At 62.4% G+C, this 24,868-nt stretch carries 11 protein-coding genes; 4 read left to right on the top strand and 7 right to left on the bottom strand.

Going from position 1 to position 24,868, the window contains the following annotated elements; all coding sequences use genetic code 11:
- Window positions 1-81 precede the first annotated feature (81 nt).
- A complete protein-coding gene (locus AU195_RS09610) occupies window positions 82-4,044 on the bottom strand; it encodes a DUF3427 domain-containing protein (RefSeq protein ID WP_286149196.1) in 3,963 nt (1,320 codons plus the stop codon).
- Window positions 3,953-5,536 (bottom strand): hypothetical protein, encoded by a 1,584-nt coding sequence (locus AU195_RS25150; RefSeq protein WP_286149187.1) that lies wholly within the window; start codon window positions 5,534-5,536, stop codon window positions 3,953-3,955. Before AU195_RS25150 ends, AU195_RS09610 begins: the two co-directional genes overlap by 92 nt.
- A gap of 305 nt (window positions 5,537-5,841) precedes the next feature.
- On the opposite strand from AU195_RS25150, the gene AU195_RS09600 reads away from it, so the two are divergent.
- From AU195_RS09600 to AU195_RS09590, 3 genes are all read left to right on the top strand, one after another.
- Window positions 5,842-9,210 (top strand): TM0106 family RecB-like putative nuclease, encoded by a 3,369-nt coding sequence (locus AU195_RS09600; protein ID WP_059158840.1) that lies wholly within the window; start codon window positions 5,842-5,844, stop codon window positions 9,208-9,210.
- 507 nt (window positions 9,211-9,717) lie between these two features.
- Window positions 9,718-12,135: an AAA family ATPase gene (locus tag AU195_RS09595; RefSeq protein WP_286149186.1), complete on the top strand. Its 2,418-nt coding sequence runs from the start codon at window positions 9,718-9,720 to the stop codon at window positions 12,133-12,135.
- Complete coding sequence (locus AU195_RS09590; RefSeq protein WP_059158839.1) at window positions 12,132-12,485, top strand: hypothetical protein; 354 nt, start codon at window positions 12,132-12,134, stop codon at window positions 12,483-12,485. The genes AU195_RS09595 and AU195_RS09590 overlap by 4 nt, the downstream gene beginning before the upstream one ends.
- Before the next feature lie 264 nt (window positions 12,486-12,749).
- Here the strand turns inward: AU195_RS09590 and AU195_RS09585 are convergent, their stop codons facing one another.
- Together AU195_RS09585 and AU195_RS25145 are read right to left on the bottom strand one after the other, a co-directional pair.
- A complete protein-coding gene (locus AU195_RS09585) occupies window positions 12,750-13,556 on the bottom strand; it encodes a GIY-YIG nuclease family protein (protein ID WP_059158838.1) in 807 nt (268 codons plus the stop codon).
- Entirely contained in the window at window positions 13,549-14,724 is a 1,176-nt protein-coding gene (locus AU195_RS25145) for a DNA cytosine methyltransferase (protein WP_082703016.1), read from the bottom strand. The genes AU195_RS09585 and AU195_RS25145 overlap by 8 nt, the downstream gene beginning before the upstream one ends.
- A 63-nt stretch (window positions 14,725-14,787) precedes the next feature.
- Here AU195_RS25145 and AU195_RS25140 point away from each other — a divergent pair, with 63 nt between their 5' ends.
- Window positions 14,788-15,207 carry a very short patch repair endonuclease gene (locus AU195_RS25140; RefSeq protein ID WP_082703009.1) on the top strand — a complete coding sequence of 140 codons (420 nt, stop codon included), beginning with the start codon at window positions 14,788-14,790 and terminating at the stop codon, window positions 15,205-15,207.
- A gap of 22 nt (window positions 15,208-15,229) precedes the next feature.
- On the opposite strand, the gene AU195_RS25135 is transcribed toward AU195_RS25140, so the two are convergent.
- Genes AU195_RS25135 through AU195_RS09570 form a run of 3 tightly spaced genes read right to left on the bottom strand, consistent with a single transcriptional unit; the run spans window position 15,230 to window position 24,633 of the window.
- Window positions 15,230-16,369 (bottom strand): RecB family exonuclease, encoded by a 1,140-nt coding sequence (locus AU195_RS25135; RefSeq protein WP_082703015.1) that lies wholly within the window; start codon window positions 16,367-16,369, stop codon window positions 15,230-15,232.
- Window positions 16,306-21,567, bottom strand: a complete 5,262-nt coding sequence (locus tag AU195_RS09575) for a DEAD/DEAH box helicase family protein (protein WP_059158836.1) — start codon at window positions 21,565-21,567, stop codon at window positions 16,306-16,308. Before AU195_RS09575 ends, AU195_RS25135 begins: the two co-directional genes overlap by 64 nt.
- 12 nt (window positions 21,568-21,579) lie before the next feature.
- Window positions 21,580-24,633, bottom strand: coding sequence for a hypothetical protein (locus AU195_RS09570; protein WP_059158835.1), 3,054 nt, complete (start codon window positions 24,631-24,633; stop codon window positions 21,580-21,582).
- Window positions 24,634-24,868 lie beyond the last annotated feature (235 nt).

The following is a 24,868-nucleotide window of genomic DNA, read 5'->3' as shown; positions in this document are numbered from 1 at the left end:
GCTGCCGATAACGACGCATGCCCGAAGCGCTCGACTGCAACGGCGAATCAATTAAGGCCCCTCGCATTGCACTTGCTGCGGTCAGAGCGGCGCTGGGTCTGCCGATAGGTCGACGTCCAGCCGGGTCTGAAGCTCAGCGCTCAACGCCGTCAACAAGCGGAACGTTACGAGCATCGGCTTAGACCCGTCGTGTGTGATCGGCACCACTCGGCCCAAGTAGGTAAAAGCGACGTCGGTTTTGCGTCGCCGAACCCACAGCTCGATGGACGTGCCAGTGCTCAGTGCTTCCGAGATTTCTCGTCCTTTTTTGCTGTCAGGCGCAGTCTCGCTCTGCGAACTCCAGATCATTATCTCCGTCGTTTCGAAACGATTTGCGTACTGCGTCACCGAGGCACCCTTCTTAAGCGTCGCGAGAAGGATGGCGTGGCCCGGCACTGACACGTGGCCAGGCGATCCCCACTTGCCGTGGTTGTACTCGTGACCATAGAGATTTGGAATGTCTTGTCGCTTGTACTGCTCACCGATTTTCGACGTTAGCGGGTTGATCGCCTCTTGGTCGAGCTTGCGGATCAGTCGCGCCACCGGCTTCATATCCGCCCGTCCCTCGATTGGTGCGACCTTGGGGTTGTTTGACTCCAACAGGTAACCCCGTTCGGACCGCCTCAGCACTTTCAGCGTTCCAGCGGTACCGGAACCGCCTGACGTCTCGACCAGCACCGGTTGGTTGACGTAGTCGCGGGCCGATCCTCCGCTGATCCATTCAAACAACAGGGGGTCACCGTGCTTGATTGGGTCAGGGCCGCCATCCATCGAGTCGCCCTTCGCGAAGCACACGAAGTGATTCGACGGTGACAGCGGTTGCGGGGTCGATCGCTTCACCGGAATCTCCGTTGCCGCATGATCGCTCCACGACGCTTTTGCGCCCGGTCCGCATGCCACGGAGTAGTCACCGAACAGCGGCACGTAGTCGATCTGCGAGCTTGTTTCGATTGAGCGATCTGGCTGGACCAATAGCGTTCCGTCTACCTGCTCGATCCTCACCACGTGTGACGTTCCCGGATGCCCCGCCGACGGACCGAACCAGCCCCGCAGTAAGCCCGGCAGCGCGTTCCCCGCTGTGTCTGTTCGTGTGGCCACCGAGACGGCCCCCTTCGCAAACGAGGCGTTGTATTCCACTCCGTCAGCGATGAAGTCGACGTTGCCGTCGGGCAGATCCGCAGATTGCCGACGGTCCAGTCGAATGATCGGGTGCCCGTCGGCGTACGCGAGTCGACACGCCCATGTCCGCGTTACCGCTTTCTCCTTCTGCAGTACGTAATTCGCGAGCCGATACTCGACAATCTCTGCCACCAGGGCGTCGAAGACGTCACCGAGGATGTCGTCGACGGTGAACGTCGGAACGATTCGATCGTCTTCCAGTCGGAAGAGCCTTTCAGCGCGGGATCCCTCTGGCCCGGCGCCTGTTAGATGCGCGATCGGCCACTTACGCCAATAGTTCGTCCACTTCTCCCCGGACGCGCTGGCGAGTTCGGGGAATTCTTTCGTGGGCACATCGCGTGCAAGTCGCGGATCAGAAAGAAGGACCTCGCGCGACACTCGGGCGTTGTTGGAGACGTGGTCACCCGAACGCAGGGCACCCTCGTGCAGGAGAGCGCGGATTGTCACCAGCTTGTAGCTCTTGTTGATGTTCTCGGTCTGCACCGCTCGAAGCGTTTCGCCGAAGGCGTCGACCACCTCCGCCTCGCGATCGCCGAGCAGATCGGTAGCCCGGAGGAACCCGAACCAACTGCCGTGCTTCGCTGAGACGACCGCAGGGTCATGTCCGGCGCGAAAAGCCTGAGCCGCGGTGGGCCTGAACCCTTCTTCCTCCATGTATGCCCGGCAATACTCCTCGACGGCATCGCCGGCAGACGTTCGGGTCAACGCCCTCAGCATGTCGACGACAGTCAACTCGTAGTCGACCGAGCATCCCTCGGGCAGACCGAACTCGCCTTTCTCCAAGGCCGTGAGGACCTGCAGCGTCGTCGGTGCCTCCGCCCGACCGAGTGTCAACAGAGTGCGCGGCTTGAGCAGAAACGACCGGTGATTACCGATGAAGTCGATGACCGTCAGAGCTTCCTTGCCTTCCTGGATGCGCAGGCCCCTACCGAGCTGCTGCAAGAAGATGATCGGAGACTCGGTCGGTCGAAGCATCAGCACCGTGTCGATGTCCGGGACGTCGAGACCTTCGTTGAAGAGGTCCACGGTGAAGATCACCTCGAGGTCACCACTTCGCAGGGCGTTGAGCGACTCATGCCGCGGTGAGCTCGACGGGCCACTGTGCACCGAGGCGCACCGCACGCCGCGAGCCGCGAAGAATTCGCTCGTAAAGTCTGAGTGGTGCTTGGAGGCGCAGAATGCGAGCGTTCGCGACCCGCGCCGGCTTCGCCATTCGTCGAAGGACGCCTGTGCTCGTTCCTGCGTCTCGATCGCCGCTTCGAGTAGTTCTGCGTCGAATCTGCCGTTGCGCCAGGGAATTGGTTCGAAGTCGACCGGGTCCGGAACGCCCCAATAGTGAAAGGGCACGAGTTCGTGACGGCGGATTCCTTCGACGAGATCACATTGGAACACCAGGTTGTCGGCGCAGAGTGACAGCAGGTCGGCGCCGTCCATCCGGTCCGGCGTGGCAGTCAGCCCCAGCAGAAAACGCGGGGTGAAGTGGTCGAGCACTGTTCGATACGTCGCTGCTGCGGCGTGATGAAATTCGTCGACTACGACATAGTCGAAGGCGTCAGCTACGAAGCTGTCGAGTCGACCGGCGAGCGTCTGCACCGTCGCGAATACGAAGTCTGCGTCAGGTCGCTTCTCACCACCGAAGTACAACCCCATGGTGGCCCGCGGGTGTACGCGGCGGAAGACATCGCGGCTCTGCTTGAGTATCTCCTCGCGATGGGCCACGAAGAGCACACGCACAGCGCCCGCCTGAGCGGCATCGAACGCCGCCAGCCATGTCTTGCCCAAGCCTGTCGCCATCGTGACCATCCCCGCACGGAAGCCGTCGGTCCGCGTCTGCGCGAGCGCGCGCAGCGCCTCCTGCTGGATCGGGCGCGGTTCCGGGGGTGGTTCGGGAGTCTCTATGATCTCAACGGCCTCGGGGGTATTAGCGGCCGCGGACTCGTAAGAGGCAATCAGTTCGTCGGTGAGCACCAAGCTGCGGCGGTCAAGCCACAGCACCAGGAACCGCTCCCTCAAGTCGTCTGCGGCCCCAACCAGGAGGTTCCATTCAATTCCGCCACTGAGACCAGACCCGCTGAGGTTGCTGCTGCCGACGAACGCCGCCTGGCTGCGGCCCGCCTCCGAGTAGAAGAGGTAAGCCTTCGGGTGGAAGCTCAACTCCGGATCGTGAAAGAGTCTGACGGCCATGGTTTCGGGGTTGTCTTCCATGAGGTCGTGAAGGCGCGCAAGCGCTCCCGGCTCTGTCAGACCTAGGTAATCCGTCGTCAGTATTCGCACATGGGCACCGCGCTCGAGAGCGTCTTCCAACGGGTCGAGCAACAGGGTGAGACCGGACATCTTTATAAAACTGACCACGATGTCGATGCGGTCGAACTCCACCCGCTGAAGATGATCGATGAGCTCCGGCAACAGCATCCGGACCTGGCCGTCGACGAGGACTGGCGCCGTGACGTCAAGACCAGTGCTGGAGTCGTGGCCGGTGGCGTCGTTGCCATCCTGAAGGTAGTTGCCGCGCGCGGCGATGACGTTCCGTACGCCGCCCCGAGGATCCTCGACGTCGCCGTGAGTCCGGGGGATGACGTGGACATGGAGGTGGTCGATCGTCTGACCGGCCGCCTCGCCCGCGTTGAAACCGACGTTAAAGCCGTCGGGATTGTGCAGCTCGATGATCTTGTGCCGCACTACGTCAACGAGTTCCAAGATGTCATTGCGCTCGCCCGGAGCCGCCTCCCACCAGTCACTGATCTGACGCCGCGAGACAACCAACGCGTGTCCCGGCGTCACAGGGTAGCCGTCCCAGATGGCGAAGGCAGATCGATTCGCAGCGATCCACTCGCTCTGCGGAACGGCGAAGAAGGGTGACTCGGGCGTCGTCATTAGGCTCCACTGTCGGATCGGCTGATCGCGGAGGCCTTGGGTGGCGCAGTGTCGCCATTCGTAGGCCCCCAAGCGGTTCCCCTTGATCGCGAACGGCAGGAGAATCGCCCGTCGGCATTATGGCTACGATCGCCGACATTGTCTGGCGATGTTGGCAAACGGCATCGTGCGGCCCCCGGCCGCACAGAGCTCGTATCCAGAGAACGAAGCACTGGTGTGGAGCTAGGCGGACAGCGCTGGGAACACAATGATCGAGCCGTCCACCATGCGTTCGATGTCGATTGCGACATCGGCCTGCTGCTCGTGGGCGGCGACCTCCTCGCTGATAGCCCGTAACCGGTACGCCGCGTTGAGGCGATCGTCGACCGGCCTCGCCCTGTGAGAAGTAGATGCTGCGGATGCCGCCGTACCGCTTCACCTCGAGCGTCGCGAGGCCACGAAGGACGGCGACGACACCGGCTTCCAAGTCGTTCACCCGTCGCTCGGTCTCTTTGAGGGTTTCGATGAACGCTCGGAACGGATGATCGGCACCCTCGAGTTGGGCGTGCTCGACCGCCTGCAGGACGAGCACCCGCCGCTTCAGCGCTATGGCGAGCTTCGCGTGTTCCAGGTGCGCGCGGAATTCTCCGCCGTCCTTGCTTGTGACACCCGGGAAGGACTTCTCGAGGACGCCAACTTCGACCGGTCCCCTGATCTTCGCGAGCGCTTCCTGCCACGAGTGCAGCCGCCGATGCGCACGCTCAATCGCTACGTTGATCTCGTGCACACTTGTATCCAGGCCCAGGCTGACTCCGGGCTCCCCTCTGTCTAGGAGGACTGCAGTGGCCTTCTCGATGGAGTCCTTGCACCCCTCGAGGCGGCTCCGTTCCTCGTCCAGCTTGTCTTCGTGGAGTTTCTCGAGCAAACCTGTGATGCGCTCGAGCGCCTTGTCACGCTTGTGGTCGGTATACGCGCTGTAGCCGGCTGCCACGGCCATCAGCACCAGCGGCGCAGCAAGAGTTAGGGCACCCGCACCGACGGCGCCAGCTACAGGAACAAGGATCGCCTGACCGACAATGTTCTTGCCGTTCACCAACGCACCGCGCACGCCACCGGCCACCGCCCTCGACGCCGTCGGGCGGACAAGCCCACCACCGACTTGTGCGGCCACCTTGGCCGGCACCACCATGCGGTAGAGCACCTCACCACTGGCCGCGACCTTTGACGCTGACTGCGCGGTCGTTGCCGCATCAGCAACTAGATTGGTCAAGCTCTTGGCGAGGGGGCTGTGAGCGCCAAGCGAAATACCGTCGCGGCGTCCCTGATCACTGATCTTGGTGTGGGCTTCCGGCGTCACCAGCGGTGTCTTTGCCAGCGCTGCCAACGCGGTGCGCAGTTCTTCCAGCCTTGCAGGTGTCATGACGTCGCCGCCGATCTGTGGCAGCTCGTCATCCTCGGTCGCCAAGGTCCAAACGACGCCAGTTCTGAGTGTTCTCGAGTCAAGATTGTTCTGTTCGCTCCCCGGAAGCTCTTCACCCTAGGTGATTGCCCTGACGAGCAGTGGCAAACGTCGGGCTCGCCGCCATATCCTCCTAACGCTGCTGGTGTGCGTTCGGGCTCGCATGTCGGCGGGCCTCGCTACCATCGGAATCGACTGACGGGGGATACCGACGTGATCATCGTTATTGCCACGACGCCGCGCCGGACGCTCGTTGCCGAAGGCGGGGTGGAGTCGGCGAGCGGAATGGCGACCAGGCGGAAGCTGCGCGCGTGACGTGCCCATCCCCACAGGAGCGTCTGCTGACGCCGTCGAAGGTGACGGCCTGGCTGGACTGCCCGCACTATCTGTCCCTGTCGGCCCGGGTCGAGGACGGCGCCATGCCGCGACCCGAACTGCACTTCGGATCCTTCGCGGATCTCCTGGTGAAGAAGGGGCTCGCGCACGAGCAGGAGTGTTTGGCCGAGTACCGCCGCCAGGAGCGACGCGTTCTGGAAGTGCCGGAGAAAGCCAAGGGACAGACGTTCGCGTCATGGGTGGCCGACACAGGCAACCTGCTGAACGGCGAGCACGACGTCGTCTACCAGATGCCGTTCATCCACAACGGCATTCGAGGAGTCGCCGACTTCGTGGTGCGGGTGCAGGATCCGGATACCGGGGAGGTGAGCTACGAACCGGTCGACGCCAAGCTCACCCGCGTCGACGCCAAGCCGGGCCATGTGTTGCAGCTGTGCTTCTACGCCGATGCCATTGAAGCACTGACCGGCAGGCGTCCAGAGAATATGCACATTTGGCTGGGTTCTGGGCGCATGGAGACGCTGCGTGTCAGCGACTTCCAGTCGTACTGGCGGCGATTACAAGCCCAGCTCGCGAGAGCGCTGGCCGGCGGGCCCGCCGAGAACACAGTCGCCGAGCCGTGCCCGCACTGTGAGTTCTGCGAGTTCCAGCCCACGTGTGAAAACCAGTGGCGTGAAGGTGACTCGCTGATCTATGTGGCGGGCATCCGCAAGCCCGACAGGACCGTCTTGGGCGAAGCGAATATCGGAACTCTGACCGCCCTGGTCACGAGCGACGGCTCGGTAGACGGGCTGGCTCCCGGCCGCCTAATCCGCCTACGGGGGCAGGCGGCGCTGCAACTGGCGGCACGGGAACAGACCGACGCACGGCCGCCATTCGAACTGATCGCACCTGGCGATGAGCCCTGGGGGCACGGCTTCCAGACAATGCCCGAACCCGACGACGGCGATGTCTTTCTGGACTTCGAAGGCCATCCGTTCTGGCGCGCCGACACCGGCCTGTTCTTCCTATTCGGGCTTATCGAAAAGTCGGACGGCCGGTGGCAGTACCGCTGCTGGTGGGCACACGACCCGTCGCAGGAAGCCACGGCGGTCGGCGACCTCGTCGACTATCTCGCGCGGCGCCGTAAGCAGTTCCCCGACATGCACGTCTACCACTACAACCACACCGAGCGCTCCGCCCTGCAGCGGATGGCCGAGACGCACGGTGTCGCAGAGCTCGCGCTCGCCGAGCTGATCGACACCGGCGCGTTCGTGGACTTGCTTCTGGTAGCGCGCAACAGTATTCAAGTAGGCACTGAGTCCTACGGGTTGAAGCACCTGGAACGCCTCACCGACTTCGAACGCAGCCATGAGATCGACCAAGGTGCCGGAGCAGTCGTCCAGTACGAGCACTACATGGCGCAGCGCAACCAGGACGATCTCGACGCCATCGCCGCCTACAACGAGGACGACGTTCGAGCCACCCTCGCGTTGCGCGACTGGCTGGTCGACCACCGCCCGCCCGGGCTTCTCTGGCGGCCCGCCGTCATCGAGCCCGATCCGGGCCAACCAGAACTCGACGAACTCGTCGCCCGCCTCCACGAGTTTCCCGTCGAAACCGACGAACACAACCTCGGTGACCTGCTGCGTTATTGGCGCGACGAATGGTTCGCATACCTGGCGCCGAAGAAGGTGAAGCTGGCCGCGGATCCGCACGACCTGCTCGACGATGCCGAGGTCATCGCCGACCTGAACAGCGTGGGGCTGCTTGAGCGCCTAGGTGCCAAGGGCACGCCGATCAGGCCTGCGATGCGCTTCACCTTCCCCGCACAGAACATCGACCGGTTTCCGAGCAGCCGCGGGAACGTGATGGTCGCCGTTCTCACGGGAGAATGGCGGTCCGCGGAGATCCACAGCATCAACCGCGAGGCCATGACACTCGACGTGGTGTGGAACAAGGACCTACAAGAGACCGGCTGTCAACCGCGCGTGGTCGTGCTTCATGACTGGGTGCCGGCGAAGCCGAAGCCTGCGGCTCTGCAAGCCTTCGCCGAAGCCGTGTTGGAGTCCCGAGGTGCCAATCCGGTGACACTCGCTCTGTTGCGTCGCGACCTACCGCGATTCACTGACCGGCCCCGCGCAACGTTCGTTGACGATCTCGATGACATGGCGGAGTGGGTTACCCGACTAGACCACAGCGTCGTCGCGGTACAGGGACCTCCCGGCACCGGCAAGACCTACCGCGCTGCGAGATTGGTGCGAGCCTTAGTCCACAGCGGACAGCGCGTGGGGATCACCGCGCTCAGCCACCATGCAATCGCCAACGTGCTCGAGGGCGTGGTCGAAGCGTTCACCGAAAGCGGAGAACTCGAGCTGTTGCGCGCGGTATGCAATGCGGGCTCAAGCTCGGTGCAGCGAATTCGAGGAGTCACCTACGGGGACAACAGCAAGTGCGCCCGTGACGGGTTCAACGTGGTTGCCGGCACTACCTGGCTGTTCGCCAACGCGCTGATGCGCGACGCTCCCGTAGACGTACTGCTGGTCGATGAGGCTGGGCAGTTGGCGCTCGCCGATGCGTTAGCGGCCTCCGGGGCCGCTAGGAGTCTCGTTCTGCTCGGGGATCCTCTCCAGCTGCCGCAAGTCGTGCAAGCCAAACATCCCGGCATCTCCGGTCACAGCGTGTTGGACCATGTCGTGGGTGAGGACGTGCTGCTGGCACCGGACCGAGGCGTCTTCCTCCACGAAACCCGACGTATGCATCCGGATGTATGTGAGTTTGTCTCCGCGCAGATTTACGACGGTCGCCTGCACAGCTTCTCGGACTGCAGACGCCAATCGACCGTCGCTGGGACTGGGCTGCGCTGGCTGCGGGTGGATCACGAAGGCAACCGCACGTTCTCGGTGCAGGAAGCCGATGCGGTCGCTGCGGAACTCTCTCGGCTGATCGGCACACCGTGGACGAACCACAAGGGTGAGGCACAGCCGCTACAACCCGGCGACTTCATGGTCGTCGCACCGTACAACCTGCAGGTCAATACCATTCGTGCGCGACTTGCTGAGGACCCGTCTTTGCGGGACGTCCCGGTAGGCACTGTCGACAAGTTCCAGGGCCGCGAAGCGGCGGTGGTGTTCTTCAGCATGGGTGCGTCGAGCGGGGAGGACATCACCCGGGGAGTGGACTTCCTGTTCTCCCGCAGCCGACTCAACGTCGCCGTCAGCCGCGCCCGCTGCTTGGCTTATCTCGTCTGCACCGACGCCCTGCTGGACACCCGCGCCCGCACGGTCGAGGATATGCGGCTCATCTCCACCCTCAACGCTTTCGTCAATGCGGCGCAGTCCATCCCGAGAGGAGGGCCGGCGTGAGATGAGTACCGACCACACCACCACGTCGGATCCCGCCGAAGGGAACTTCTAACGCTGGCCTTTGGTGTGGAATCTCTGACCAGGGCGATCCTTACCGGTTCCGATCAACTGGCATCTCTTTCGGTGGCCTATCGGTCGCAGTCTCTGACCGCACCGAGCCAGCGGGTGGCAACATTGACGGGTGCGCTCGACCACTCATGGCTAGCGGCCGCGGCGCTTCATTGGCGCCCCGTCCGGTACAGGGCTAAATTCTAACCGTCCCTCAACCATTCCGAATCGGCCGACTTTGGCGAGTTCGTGTCGTGGTGTCCTTCATAACCCGTCGGCACGTAGTAACAGTTCCGTCATCGGATCATGTCAGCAGGGGATAACAGCCGCACTCTGAAGGCCGGCTTGCCATGACAATGGAATTGGTGTCGTTGCGCTCAGTGATGGAGGACCTTCGGTATTCGCCGCGGCCCAACTGATCCGAACCCGGACGTCGGTGTTCCGTAGTTCAATCAACTCGTGGAGGAGACCGAACACGGGGATGTAAACAGCGCCGATCAGTCCGTTCAGGACGCGATCTTGCAGTTGCTCGATGCCGACAGCGGATTGGATGAGGCGGCCCGAGAGCTGGTGTTGGGCGCCCTCGTCGCTGTCGTGGATGAGTCCGACGACGACGCGGGAACCGACTGGTCGCCCACGTACCTGACCAACATCACAGTGTCCGGCTTCCGCGGCATCGGTTCGACCGCTAAACTCGACTTGCACCCCGCCCCGGGACTGACAGTGGTCAGCGGTCGCAACGGTTCCGGGAAATCCAGCTTCGCTGAGGCGATCGAACTGGCGCTGACTGGCACCAGCTACCGTTGGCGGGACAAGCAAGCGCTGTGGTCGGGATCGTGGCGCAACTTGCACAAGCCGAATCCATGCGCGCTCCGCGTGGAATTTACACAGGAGCGCCAGGGGACAGTCAAAGTCGGCGTGGATTGGGACGCCGACGCCGAGTTGGCCGATCGCACCCTCTGGACGCAGCGGCTGGGGGAGAAGCCCAGCAACGGCATCGATAGTCTGGGTTGGGCGAAGCCGCTCGAGCTGCATCGGCCCGTGCTGACTTATGAGGAGCTCGGCCGGCTCTTCGACGGTGGACCGTCGGCCCTGTACGACGCTCTCGCCAAACTGCTTGGACTGGAGGTTCTTTCCGCGATAGAAAAGAAGCTCGCCGCTGATCTGCGGAATGTCAAGGTGGTACGTGATGCCGCCGATAACGCGCGAAAGCAGGCGATCGCGGCGTTGACAGCCTCAACCGATGAGCGTGCCGTCGGGCTGGTGAAGCTGCTGAAAAAGCACGTGCGGCCTGTCGATGAGATCCAAGCGGTGGTGACCGGTGCCGGAGGCGACGGTCAGGACGCGGTCCGTGCACTCGCCGCGATCAGTGAGCTGAAGCTGCCGTCCGTTGCCGATATTGAAGCCTGCGCGTCAAGGTTGCGTTCGGCGGCCGACGCCGCACGGCGCAACGAACTAGGCATGGTGGCGCTGACCTCAGAACGGATTGACCTGCTGCACAGTGCATTGGCGTATCACGCACGGTCAAACGACGCCGACTGTCCGGTGTGCGGGGAGGGGCGTCTCGATTCCGCATGGGCGGAAAGAGCACGTGCTAGCGTCGTCGAAGGGGAGGCGTCGGTCGCCGAATACCGCGCCGCCTCCGCCGAACTGAACTCGGCGCGCGCCGAGGCCGAGGCTTTGGCTGTGGATCTGCACTCGATACCCGCAGTGGCCGGTGTCGAGCTACCCTCGCTTGGTGCTTACAACACGGCCGTGAAGCGCGCCCGCGCGATGCCTGCTGAGCACAACGCCCGCGTTGACCACCTTGAAAACGCCGTCCTCGACGCGATCGGAGTCGCGGAGGCGCTGCGCGGGGAAGCGGGCGCAGCGGTGGCCGCACGCGAGGACGCCTGGAGCCCGTTAGCGACACAAGTCGCGGCGTGGATTCCGCAGGAGCGGCGGGCGCAGCAGTTAGACGCTCAGTACAAAGCGATCAATGCCGCCCGGAGCTGGGCCACGGAGCAGGGCACCAATTTTCGGAACCTGAGACTCAAACCGATCGCAGCGCAAGCACGTCACATCTGGGGTGAACTACGCCAGGAGAGCAACGTCGACCTCGGGGACATCACGCTCACCGGGACTGCGACGAAACGGAAGGCGGTGCTCAGCGGCTCCGTGGATGGGAAACCCACCCAAGCGTTGTCCGTGATGAGCCAGGGTGAGCAGAACGCTGTCGCGCTGGCGCTGTTCCTCCCTCGCGCGACATCGGTGAAGAGCCCCTTCCGGTTCGTGGTGCTCGATGACCCGATCCAGGCCATGGACCCGTCGAAGATCGACGGGTTCGTCCGTGTGCTGACCGAGATCGCGCGCACGCACCAGATCGTCGTTTTCTCGCATGATGACCGATTGGCGTCCGTCATCCGGGAGACCGGCGTGGATGCCCGCCTCATCGAAGTGGTTCGCGACTTGGGATCCAAGGTCAAGACACGCCTCAATATCGACCCGGCCCGACGGCTCATCGACGATGTGTTTGCGATGATCCAGGACAAGAATCTCGCCGACGAGGTGAAGGGCCGGGTTGCGCCGAACCTGTTCCGGATGGCGCTGGAAGCTGCTGCCCGCCAGTCGCATTACGCGCGGCAGTCGATTGCCGGAACGGCACGTTCGGTCGCCGAGGAGCAATGGCAGTCGGCGAAGACCACACGGCAACGTCTGGCGCTTGCCGTTCTGGGTGACGAGAAGGCGGACGTGACCGATTGGCTAGGGGCACACAAGCGACGGTTGAACGTCCTACAGATCGGAAATGCCGGCGCTCATGGGCAGATCGGAAAGCTGTCGACGGAAGACGTGCGCGACCTCGAACGAACGGTCGAGGATCTAGTGGGTCCCCGATGAGCGCGGTGGCACTGTTAGGGCAGGCGCAACGCGTCATCAACGAACCCCGACGTGATGGTCTCTCATCCAGAATCGCCGCTTTTCTGGCACGCCAGGCGCTGGAACTGATTGTGGACGAACGATGTACCGATCTGGGTGCACCAGCAGCATGGGCGAGCATGCGCACCAAGCTGGCCGCGCTGCGCTCTTTGGATGCTGAGGAGGCCGCCGATTCCGCGGCGATCGCCTGGAGCCGGCTGAGCAGTGCGTGTCACGTGCATGCGTTCGAGCTACAGCCCTCAGCCGCCGAGGTTCAGCACCTCTGCGGGGTCGTTGCCTCCCTGCTGCCAGTTACTGATTCTCCGCAATAGTGAAGGACTTTGGGTCTGCTAACTCCGCGGGCGAGTCGGATACGTAGCGCGATCACCAGGGCGGGGTCGACGTCGATGTGCAACGAGTTCCGACGGGCGGAGGGCCGCACCGACGGCGCAGGCCGCCGACGCGCGAAGCGGCCGTATTACTTTTCATTTTGCGAAGCGTCTGCCTGATGGAACGATGTAAACCTCGGACAATTCCGGCGCATCTCTGCACGACCATGCGCTACGAAGCGATAGTAGTGGGGTTGAGCGTGCCAATCAGATGGTTGCGTCGTTTGGGTCGCGGGATTCACCCTTTGGGTCGGAGCGTTCGTATAGGACACTCCCCACCAGCTTCTCGATGTCAATTGCGCCGGCGTCAGGGGCGGGTCGAGCTTCGACGTAGGCTAGGCGCTCGGCAGCGAGGAATGCCAAGCGCACTGCCTGGACGACGAGGACCCGACGTAACCCTTCGGATACCTCCCCGCGCTCACGTGCCACTGCGGCGAGGCGGCCAATAGTCTCGGCGCGCCGGGCAATTCGGATGTCAAGATGTCCCCGATCCGCTCTTGTCTCATCGTCGATAAGTGGGCGCCGCAGCGACGACGGAAGTTCGACGCGGTCTGAGCGGGGCGGGATTTTCTCGTTCAGTATGGCTTTGAAACGTGATTCGTCGATCGCGTTAATGTACGCGGTGTACTCGCACGCATCTAGGGTGCGCTTCTTTTTCCAGTTCGGCTCGTCCGATACGTCCAGGCTCCACAGAGGCCAAACCTCTACCTCCGCAACCTCGAAGACGTCGAGGATGCGCATCGCGACGGCGTCGCTTCGTTGATTCGTAAGGTGACGTTGGATACGAACGCGTAGCTGCTCGTTGGTCTGCCCCACGTAGATCGGCTCGCCGTCGTAGTCGTAAAAGGCATACACGCCCCACTGAGCGTCAGCCCATTTGCGTCCTTCGTCATCCTTTTCATTTAGGAAGGACTTCAAGGCAGCCCGGAACTGGCGCACATCGTCGGCGGGCAGCGACGACTTGGTCGGCTTCTTCGGTATGGGGTTGGAAGACGCGGTGGATTTGCTAGACATTCGCGACGAGCGAACTTTCGGCGGCCAGTTGCGGAAACTCACCTCGTACCAGCGGCATCAAGTAGTGATTACCGAGCCACTCAACAACTGGCACAGCCACGGCGTCACCGAAGCCGAATAACGACTGATTGGTCCTAGCGCCACTCAAGTTATAGTTCGGAGCACCCATGAGGCGGGCGTATTCAGAAGGCGTCATCCACCGGACGGACATGCTGCCATCGCCCACCCGAACAACGGCCTGCTTCGAAGACCCTCCGCGTGCTGTCCGGAGGCACCCGGAGATATCGTCCGCCCGGACCTCCCACATAGGCACGCCATTGCGCGTCCGACGATAGGCGGTGCGGTACACGGCGTTAGGTAATCGCTTCAACGTCTCTAGCCTGCCGGATTGCATTGGCGACAGAGACGCCACGAACGCCGCGGTTCGTCGTTCATCCCACCACCGAACATCATCATGAGCCATTTCCTCGATGAGAGTCGACAAGCCGCTCGTAAGTGGTGCTGGGGGTGCCGGCAACGCCGCACGATGGGTCCGAAGTTTTGGGTCTCCATAGACCCACTGCAGATACTCGGGACGCAGATCTAGGTTCGAGTCAGCGGCGTCGACGGGCGGGTTCAGCGCTCCGACGACGAACATCCGCGGACGCGATTGCGGCAAGAAGCGGCGCGCGTCGAGGGCGAGCGCATCCACCGAGTAACCGAGGCTATTAAAGGCCGCGATTGCAGCGGCGAGATCGTCGCCGCCATGAGAAGTGGCCAAACCGGTGACGTTTTCGAGCACCACTACAGGTGGGCGAGAATCACCAAGGTCCTTCAGCAAACGGATGAAGTGCCAGAACGTCCCTGATTCCTTGCCGGCGAGGCCCGCACGTGCCCCCGCCAGCGAGAGATCAGTGCAGGGCGATGATGCCCAAGCGAGTGAGGCGTCAGTGGGGAGCGAGCTGGCGTCGACGTGTGCAATGTCTCCGAGGGCGAATGAGTGACCTCCTTCGTCGCCGAAGTGCGCGGCGTACATCCGCTTCTTGTCGGCCTCGTAATCATTCGCCCAGCTCGCAGCGAACCCAGCATTTTCCAGACCCATCCGGGCAAGGCCGATCCCAGCAAAAAATTCAATGAACTTAGGCTTGCTCTTCGCCTTGCCGGCGCGGATCGACGTCACGCTTCCCACGTCGGCCACAGTATCGGCTACCCCCGACAAGTCGGGGGAGGCGCACACGTACCGTCGCAGGGGATGGCGGACTCCTGGGCCTCGAGCGATCACACACGCCGCGCGATGCGTGGTAATAAGTCGCGCGACACAGCGCCCGAGCTCGCGGTGAGGCGGCTCGTCCACGGCATGGGATTGCGCTACAGAGTCAACGCTCGGCCGCTACCTCACCTGCGGCGCACGGCCGACCTCGTTTTCCCCAGGCGACGGGTTGCGGTGTTCATCGACGGGTGCTTCTGGCACGGCTGCCCGAGCCACCATCGGCAACCTGCAGCAAACGCTGGCTATTGGGTAGCGAAGGTTGAGCGAAACCGCGCTCGAGACCATGACACCGACGCCGCGCTCATCGACGCGGGTTGGACAGTCTTGCGCTATTGGGCGCACGAAGAGCCGGACCGCGTCGCGGCTGAAATTTACGCCATCGTGACGGTGCCGCGGCCATGAGGCTCGAACGAAATCGCCGCTGTCACGACCACTTGAAGATGACCGTGTTCCACTGGGCGATGGCTGATGACGCCAACCCGGCGAAGTTGGTGCTGCCCCAGCATTCGCCAACCTGAGGCCGCTCGTCAAAGGGAAACCCGACAACGTGCACCCTTTCGCCTTCGCGCCACTTTGGGAGTCGCACGATTGTCTCGACGCAATATCCATGGGCTGAGGTGTCAACGGAGACGACTTCGAAGAGAAGCGCATGGGGGATGGGCCACGTCTCATCGTACGCGTCGAAAAACGGCGCGCAGGCCGGTCGGAACGCGCACCACGCGCACGCTTCCACTGACGGGGTGGCTAGCGCAGTGGTCAAACCCCGATCGTCCACACCGTTGACTTGCTCCAACAGTGCTAGCGCCCGCTCGCAAACATCGTCGACTTCATCGCGCTTGACGGCGATCGGGAAGCGGGCACCCTGGGTGGTCTCTATCGCGGCGTACCTAGGCAGTTCGCCGGCCTCGGCCTCGACCAGTGCGCAGTAGAAAAGAAGCTGCTGGCGTTGCTCTGGCGTGGGCTCCGCCTGGTTGAGGCCCGTCTTGAGATCCACAACCCAGATACCGTCTGCGCGCTGCTCGACGAGGTCGGGCTTCCCCGCGAGCGGCCAAGTTGGATGTTGCAACCAGCGTTCGCGCCAAGGCAACGGCGGTCGGGCTCCGAGTCGAGCGGCGTGTTCGCCACTGACGCGGGTCCGCGGCAACGAAACGGTGCCCGCGGCCCGCTCCCAAGTCTTCCGCACGCGGATTCGCTTCAGGGACCAACCCGGCCAGGTCTCGGGCGAGGGGGGCTGGGCCGGTGCCCAGGATCGCGCGAGCCTAGAGGTGGCCTTCGCTACCGCTGCCTCCCACACCGAGTCGAAATCGGCGGCCTCGCCCAGCCGTTCTGTCACTTCGTGTACCACATCGCCTAACGCGCTCACCGGCGAAGGTCGATTCAGCGGCGACACCTCGGAATCCCGGCTGTACGTCAATCGCCATGGGCACTTCTCGGCTTGGCCGAGCTGCGTCGGCGTGATGTATTCGAGTGGCTCGGGACGCGGATGACGCGAAACGCAGGTCACTGGAGGTGAGGCCAGATCACCAGAGGATTTCGCCTGAACGATCGAATGTCCTCCAGCCATACGCGTCTAAATCGGTCGGTAGCTTCGTCGTAAGCCGTTGCCTGCGCATCCGTGAAGAATGCCGGATCCGTTCGCCAAAGGGGGTGGCACAACATCACGCAATTCTCACCTTGGGTGATCACGGGAACGTCGTTGATGTCTTCAACACTGGCTGCGCCCAGCGCTCTGGCCGCGACGTCCATCCAGATTGCGTGACGTGGCAGCGAACGGCTCACCGTCATGTCCACACCGGCAGCCAACTCGAGCATGTCGAGAGCTAGGCGCCAGTCGAGTAGGGCGTGGCGGCGGGCGTTGTCATACGAGCGAAGGCAGTCGGGACACGAGGTGTCACAACGCTCCGTATGCCCCCCGTCGTCCCACTGCAGGCGGAGATCGTCGAGGGTGCTCTTCAGCATGCGCTCAAACTGATCCGCTTGCCCGAGCTCGACCGCATATCCGGCACCATTCGCGGCGGTGTCGGCGAGATAGATGGCGGCAGCGACTTGCGCTTTGGCATCCGGCTCTTCGGCGCCAAAAAGAGGCAATCGTAGTGGAGTCAGACCGGTCGTGAGCTCTGTGGGATCGAGGTCAAGATGGACCTCGGCCCCTCGGCGTAGTGCTTCCGCCAAGGACGTATACGCGGCACGGCCAGAGAGCTGATCGTAAAGAGCGACCGCGCCGGTCTGCACATCGAGCCGCTTGGGAGTTACCAAAAGCGCATCGGTGACGCGGATTTCACCAATCACTTCAAACGTGGGTGCTCCACCCGTTCCAGGCTCGGCGAGTATCGTGCCGTTCGGTTCGTGCGTAAACTTGTATCCACGGCCCATACTGTCGTTGATGGACACCAGTCGACTCTGCGAATACAAGTCAAGATCGACTCGGCCGACTTCCGCGTGTTCGGTTGGGGCCACGTTGAGTGTGAGCTCAGGGCTACCGGCGCCCCGCAGCACATCCACGTCATCCTCGAAGGGCCTTGGACGGTAATCAGTTCGGAAGCCGCGAGGTTCGTAAAGCGAAACACGCTCGAGAGTGTCGTGGCACGCGCCGCAGATAGTTCCTGTGCCGAGTTCTGTTCGCCCACACCGCGGGCAGCGACCAACAGAAACGGCGGTGCCGAGCGGATCGACGGGCTCAACGAATCGGCCTTTGGGCTTATAGGCAGCGAAGCCGGCCGCTTTGTGGACGAGGCCGTCCTTCACGACCTGGGCGCCCGGGGCGAAGGAACTAATCGCAAGATCGAGCGAACGATCAGAGACCACGTCATTTTCCATAGCGGTGCGGCTCTTGACGTCTGACGACCAGAGGCTACGAACCCGTGTCGGGAAGCCGAACATGGGTAACACCCCGTTGCGTGCGAGCGCCTCGCTCAGCTCCGTTTCTGTCGAGCCGCTCTCCTGTGTAACGACCTTATCGATGTCCATAATGAGCGTGTTCCGCAGCCATTCCTTGATCTCGGCCGAGTCCGTGGGGCCGAGAGGCGTGTGGGCAGTAAGGCGGTCGACAATATCGTCCACGCGGGGTGAAGTCGCCAACCACGACGCGACGAAGCCACGGAACTGCACCCACTCGTCGATCTGCCCGAAGGTTCCGTGGTTGCTGTTCGGCGTCCAGTCAGGCCCCTTGCCGACACTGGAGAAGGCCTCGTACAGACTCTCACTTGCAGCCACTCGTTGAATGATGCGGCGTCGAGTCAGGTCGAGAAACGGCTGCGGGGGGCTATCGCCGGTGATTCGGTCGGTTCGATTGAAGTAGTACTCATCGTGCGTGCGGTCCCGGCACATGGTGACCGCAAAGCTCAGCGCCTGACCGGATCGGCCCGCGCGGCCGACGCGCTGTTGGTAGTTGAACCGCTGTGGCGGCATATTGGCCATCATTGTGGATCGGAGTGATCCAATGTCGACGCCTACTTCCATGGTCGTCGTCACACTAAGGACGTCCAATTCGTCGGTCAGCTCATTCTCCGAGAGGGTGAAGGCGCCCTTGAACCACCGTTGCCTGTCGCGTTGGGCCGTAAGGGGTTTCGTTTGCCCGGTCAGTTCAGCGACCGCCAACCGCCTGGGTTGTTGATGGGCGAGCCACCCGTAGTAATCACGGTCCTCTAGCGCATTAGCTGGGATCTCGGACAGCTCGTGGCCGTAGCACTGTCGGTTGGCGCAGACACCGAGACTCGGTTGGAGATGATTGAAATTGCACCGCGCGCAGCGCCACACGGTTCTGCCCGCAGGTTGGAAGATCAATGTGGAGTCGGCCGACCCCGTTCTCAATAGCCAGCCTGCGATTGCACGTGTCGCTGCTGGCTTCGACATCATCGCCTCGAGCTGGCCCTTTAGCTTGCCAGCGTCGAGTCCTCGCTTGGCTGCCACGGATTCCACGTACTTTCGGATGGGGACCGGGGCTATCGCATCCGCGTGTATGCCCCCGCGGTCACTGTTCTCGGTCCGGCCAAGAAGGCCGAGTATGCGGATGACGCATGAAAGCAGCTCGAGCTGGTGTTGTTCGTTCAGCGGTCCTTCGGCGGTGATGTCGCCGTCGACGGAGACATGCGCGATGGCGACAGATTCCAGGTCGCGACGGGCGCGGTCGAAGGACGCCTCGATCACCGACTTCCGCATTTCTTCTCGTAGCTTCGCCTGTCCCTGTTGAAGAGGCGGTTCGGGCCATAGTCCAGGCTTGGGCGGCTTAAAGGCGCGATACCAAGGAGTCTCGCCCTGCAGACGGTCTTCGAGGTACTGGTTGTACGGGTTCGAACCGCCCGGATTCGCCCCCAGTGCCACGAACACATCGGTGACCCGCTGGCAGAGCTCGTTGAAGGCGATGCTCTGCGATTCCTTCAGCTCCTCGAGCGCCTGCCCGAGCGCCGCCTCGTCCGAGTCCGTCAGCGGAAGGTCACTCGTCTGCTTCATACGCGCGATCGCAGCTTCCGCGAACCCGCGCTCCTTAAACGTGCCGGCCGCAATGAGGGAGTCGAGCGTCTTCGATGGATCCGGCTGCGCCATGACCTCTTGGCGGACGACCTGCCGTACGAGATCCCGATGGTGGTTGCGTGCAACCCCTGCCGCGGTTCGTGCAGCGTCATCACGGCTGTCGGTGAAGACGATCGTTTTAGCATCGGTGATGGCGTCGCGGCCGGAGCGGCCGGATCCGAGGCTGCGAATCAGCTGCGATAAATACAGCTGGATGGCTGCTGTCGGACCACCGGCGTGTCCTCGGATCGGCGAAAAAAGCTCGCCGGCTCGGTATTTCGACTGACGCTTGGACACAAAGCCACATGCGGGACAGCGGTCGGGGAGCGCGGGAATGCGGTCCTCCGATGTGGCGCCACCAATCACCAAACTCAGGCCGGTTGGTTCCGACGCATTGACCTGGGCGAGACCGAGACTGGCTTGCCATTTTGTGGGGGCGAAGGCGAGTTGCACCCCATCTTTCGTCCACGAGTTGAGGCTGCCAAGGAGGACACCAGGCCGGTACCAGAAGAACTCGACGGCGGGCCGGAGGAAGACAAGTTTGCCGCTTTGTCCTTCGGTAACTGGCGCCGGCGCCAGAAGTACCTCGCTCTCGCGTCGTTCGACGATGTAACCGCCGAGGCTGATGTCGCCGCATTCATAGCAGTACAAGACTTCGAGGACCCGCGACCCGCACGACGCGCACGTGCTTAACGGTGTGTTGTATAGCCGGCCGATACGCCGATCGGTTTCACCAGGGGTTGCGTCCGGGCACTCGGCGTTCGTGCACGCCCAGATTCCTCTTGGATTCCGGACGAAGATATGGCCACGGAGCGGAATTGATGTAGACGTTGGCTTCGTATCGGCGATCTGCTGAAGAAGTGCCTCCACCAAGGGCCTGCGATCCTCGTCGTTCGGAAAAATTCGCTGCGCGATGGTGTCAATCGACGTCGCGCGAATGCGGGACTCCGCGGGATCCTCGCAGGCCGCGGCGATGGCGTGCGAAGCGCTTTCGGCACCGAGCGTGCCATCACGCACTTCGTCTGGTCCAATGTCGCCCGGGGCAGCAAGCTCGAGTTGCCGGCCAGGCTGAATAGTGAACGACTTGCGGTCAACGCCAAAGAACTGTTCGAGGTAGTCCAGCCCGCTGGGTGTGTCGGTGAGGGACGCTGATGTCGATATCACACGGAGTTGTGGACTATCAGGCGAAAGCCCAAGCCGTCGCAGAAGCGCGCGGACGATCATGGCGACCTCGCTGCCTTGAGTGCCGCGGTAAAGGTGAAGTTCATCAACGACGAGCGTGAATACGTTTTCCTTCGCACTATGAAGCCATGCGGCAGTCTGCTGGAAAACGTTGTCTTCGAAGTGCCGCATCATCATTGTGTTCAGCATCGAGTAGTTGGTAACCAACAGGTCTGGCGCGTGCGCGATCATGTCCCACCGCGTAACCATTTCCCCAGCCCTTGGGTCGGTGAACTGGCTCAAGTCGATGTCGGAGTGCCCCGCCGCTACTGATGCCTTGAGATCTGCGTGTTCTCTCTCAAAGGAGCGCAGCTGCGCGGCAACCTCGCGACTAATCGATGCAGATTTAGGTCGCATGCCCGAACCTATGCTGCTACCGGTATAGCGGCCGAACCAGATTGGCCGCTCGGGCATCAGCTCGCGGAGGCTGTTCACTGCTCGCCTGAGGCGGGTCATCTGATCTTCGACGAGCGCGTTGGTTGGGTAAAGAATGAGCCCGCGGATGCCCGGCAGCCTCGTTTCAGGGTGACGCATCGGCTGCCAATTCCCTGACTCAGACTCCCACCACCAGTGGGCCTTATGTTGCGGTTGCCACGTTGAGGCCTCGTTCGCCAAACGCAGCAGAAGCGGTAACAGGAACGCTTCCGTCTTGCCTGAGCCGGTTCCCGACGTCACGACAACGTTTCGGCCATGCTCGGTTCCGTCCCGAAAATGGTGAAGCACCGACTGCGCTTGGTGCTCCCGGAGCCGGAGCGCATCGACAGGCGCGAATGGAAGCAGCGCCGTGCCCACCGCGCGCGCTGCGGCTTCGGATACGCCAGCCCGCCGGGCAACGTCAAGCAGCCGTTCCGAACTCTGGTACGGGATCACCGGCTCGATCATGATCTGACCGATGAGTGCCTCATTCTGCTCGAGTAGCGACCGTCGCTCATTCATGACGGACTCGTCGTTGAGCCAGAAAGCGGTGTCGAAATATCTGATGTATGCGTCACGAAGGCCGTGGGCGAGAGAGACCGGGGTGATCTGATGCATGTCCGCAAGTTCCTATGTTGATAGAAGGGTGACAAGAAGGTCGGCAGCGTCGCGCTGAAAGTCGCGGTAGAAGAGGCACTTTCGCGGCCGGCCCTGCTTGATCGTCTGTTGGGTCGGTGGGCGGCCTGACATGGCGATCGCTGCCCGTCCGTAGAGGCCAGGAAGGTCGCATCCACGTGGCAGGAACACCGCTTTAGCTTTCTCGGCGTAGACCAGCAACGTGCGGCCATCGGCGTTTGAGGCAAGATGCTTGACGAGATGAACTGGGGCGATCGCCGCAGTTCCGGCTTCGACGTCATCGCCCGAGCGGAAGATGTACAGCGACTCGAACCCGCGGCGAAGTCTGTAAGCCCCTATTGCGTGAGGGTCACCCGACGGCGTCCAGCTCGCGGTGCTTAAGTCGAAGCGCTCCAGGGACTGGAAGCCCGGCATCGGAACTCGTTGCAGGGCTTGTCCGACGGTGGATAGCGGGGGGAGCGCGCGCAGCATTTCCATCCCCGTTTCACTGGTGATTGCCACGGGCAAATCCAGTTCTTGTAGCGCTGAGACACCGTCGGCGGTGACCTGCTGGAAAACTGTCACCGACGGGCCATCGTTTACGGCGGTAGTTCGAAGAGCGCTACCAAATTGGGCAAGGTGGTAGGCCACTTCAATGATTTGGTCGGGTGGCCAGAAGCCTGTTAACCGGTGGGCGTCTGACGATGTCTCTGCGAGGCATGCTGGAGATATCTCCCACCGTATGGCTTTGAGTTGGTCGTCGCGCTCGACCCCGACGTGGCCGAGAGCTTCTAGCGTCCTAATGAAGTTGTCAACGAAGAGGAGTGAGCCATCGAGCTGGAGCGCAATTGACTCGAGCGAGTTGATTGATCCGCCTCCGAGGTGCATGAGCGCATCCAGCGCAGCGTCCCAGTCCGGTCTACTCTGTTGTTCGTCGATTTCGTCAAGGGCTTGCGTTGATACCAGGATGTCTGGCCCGTGAGACTTCTTTTGCCAACTGTTTCGTGGCCACGCGGGGAATCTCTTCACCATCTCGCACGACTTGCACTCACCCTCAACAAATTTCGCGTCGGTCTTCCCATAGTAAGTAGGTAGCACGAAGTAGTGGGCGCCGGTGACGACACAAGACTTTGGATCTGGCGTACCGATCTGAATCGTCGAAGGCTGGACTGCTTGCCGATGCCCATTCCACGTGATCCTGGTGGGCGCCGAGCGTGTCACCTTCACCTCAGCATCGCCGGAGGCCGTGGCGCCATCAACGAGGTTCCCTCCCTCGTCGTGCAATTCGGTGGCTGAAAGCACACCCAAGGGGTCGGTCAAGTCGTATACAAGCCGGACCGCGCTTTCCCACGCGGTGTCGACGTTTCGACTCGACCGCAGTCGTATTGAGGCCTGCTGAATAGGGTTCTTCTTCTCGCCGGTGTAGAGCGATACGCGGTAGTCCCCGTCGCTGAGTTTGGCGTCTGCGAGAGGGGCGACGAGTGCGCCAGAATCCGAGGTCCACTCGAAGAGGACATCGTCGGAGGTGGACTCAGACAGCGTCACACGAAGATTGGGCTCACTTTGGACGGCGGCCCGCACTTCTGGCGGGCGAAGTGTCGACCATTTGCGAATCCTCGAGGGAATACGAAGTCCACCAGCGATCGTGAGCTTGTTGCGCGCCAGCGGAATCAACTCGTTCAAGTGCGTTCTAGGCTCCCCGAAGAGTTGAACGTCCCTGAAGAGAACCCAGCCCTCAGGGAGACCCTTGATCGAGTCCATCCGTTGGAAGCCCGGACGCGCCGACGATGCGAGCGCTCGCTCAACCTCGTCCACCGCATTTGTCTTGACCTTCGTCTCGGCTGACCTCGTCCGCACAAGCAGAGCGGAATCGGCTCCGATCTGGAGTCGCTCAGCTTCGACGAACGCTGACTGAAGTTCGTCGTAGATCAAGGGAATCACGGTCCGAGGGAATCGTTTGTACTCGACCCCACCGGGTTCGCCGGCGTGCCGGATGCGTACTACCCCCTCTAGCATCGACCCGAAGTCGACGGCTTGGTTGTACGAAGTGCGCCAAAGTCCAGCTGTGCCCGGTGAGAAGGCAATGTCAATCCAGGTGCCGCTGGTGGCGCGGACCTCCATTTCGCCGTCCATATCGCTGCTTAACGGCCGCAGACCCAACGACAGACTGAGTGATTGGCCCATGAATCCGGAGCGAAGGTTCGCCACAACCATGGCTCGGGTGGCGAGTGACGTGCCACCAGCCGAGACGGCTGAACCGTCCGTAATGGTGCCGTCCCAGTTCGCCAACTCCACCGCGGCGACCGTCGCGATGCGTTCACGTGTGGCGGGTCGAGCCCAAAGACGACGCAAGTTGCTAGACGCAGACGACTGCTCCGAGCCAAGCCAATGATCTAGATAGCTGACTAGGTCGTCCGGCGCCATGTGCATCCCCGGGCTGAGGCCGAGTTGAGCGAACATCGCCGGGAATTTGAGACGGTCCCCCTCACGCACCAGCGCCTGCGACAGCGGTAGGCCGACGTAACGGTAGGTCAGCGCGTAAGCAGTCGGAACGCCGCGCTTACCATCTAGATCTTCGAGCCAACTATTGAGGCACCGCCAGAGAAACTCTGCGTGGGCTTGGTATTGCTGTCGCAAGCGCGCGCTGTCGGCGGGAAGGCTCAGCAGCTTGGCTAGACGCGCGTAGTACGCGTTGCCGGCGATGTCGTCGTCCGTATTGCCCATGTCTTCGGCTGCGAGGGCCGTCACCGCCAACACGCCTAGACAGGGAGGCGGAGTCGCCCTGCGATCTTTCTTCCGAGTCCATGCGCTCGTGTGGCGAACGAGAGGCACAAAGTCGACGTAATCGAATCGATCGACCGTGACGGCCCGCACCGCTTTGGTGAGTGCCTCGCGCGGATCTCCGCTGTGGGAGCCAGCATGTTCAGCGATCTTCTGCAGCTCCGCGGACTCCATGTCCATGTAGGCCGGAACGGCATCGTCAACGACGGGGTACAGGACCTCCGCGACGGCGTCGTTCCATCGCAAGTAATCAACCCAAGGGTTATCTGTCGTGCTCGACTTGGTCATTTCTCCCCCGGACAGCGTGCGCTGCCCACTACTCGTATTCGGCCGCGAGTACGGCGCGCTTCCCCTAGTAGCAAGGACCGTGCCCGCGGACTTCCCGCTGGAGGCGCAGCGTCCTCGCTCGTCCGATAGTTTGCCCGATTAGGCCGATAGTGTGTGGTGCTTTGAGTGGGTTCGTCGCTTCTTCAATGAATAGGGCTCCGAGAGGGTGGTGGATCAGGTTCAATGGCGCCGTCAG

The organism is Mycobacterium sp. IS-1496 (genome assembly GCF_001499995.1).
Lineage (GTDB): Bacteria > Actinomycetota > Actinomycetes > Mycobacteriales > Mycobacteriaceae > Mycobacterium.
The sequence above is the reverse complement of the archived record's forward strand: the minus strand, read 5'-3'. Positions and strand labels throughout refer to the sequence as shown.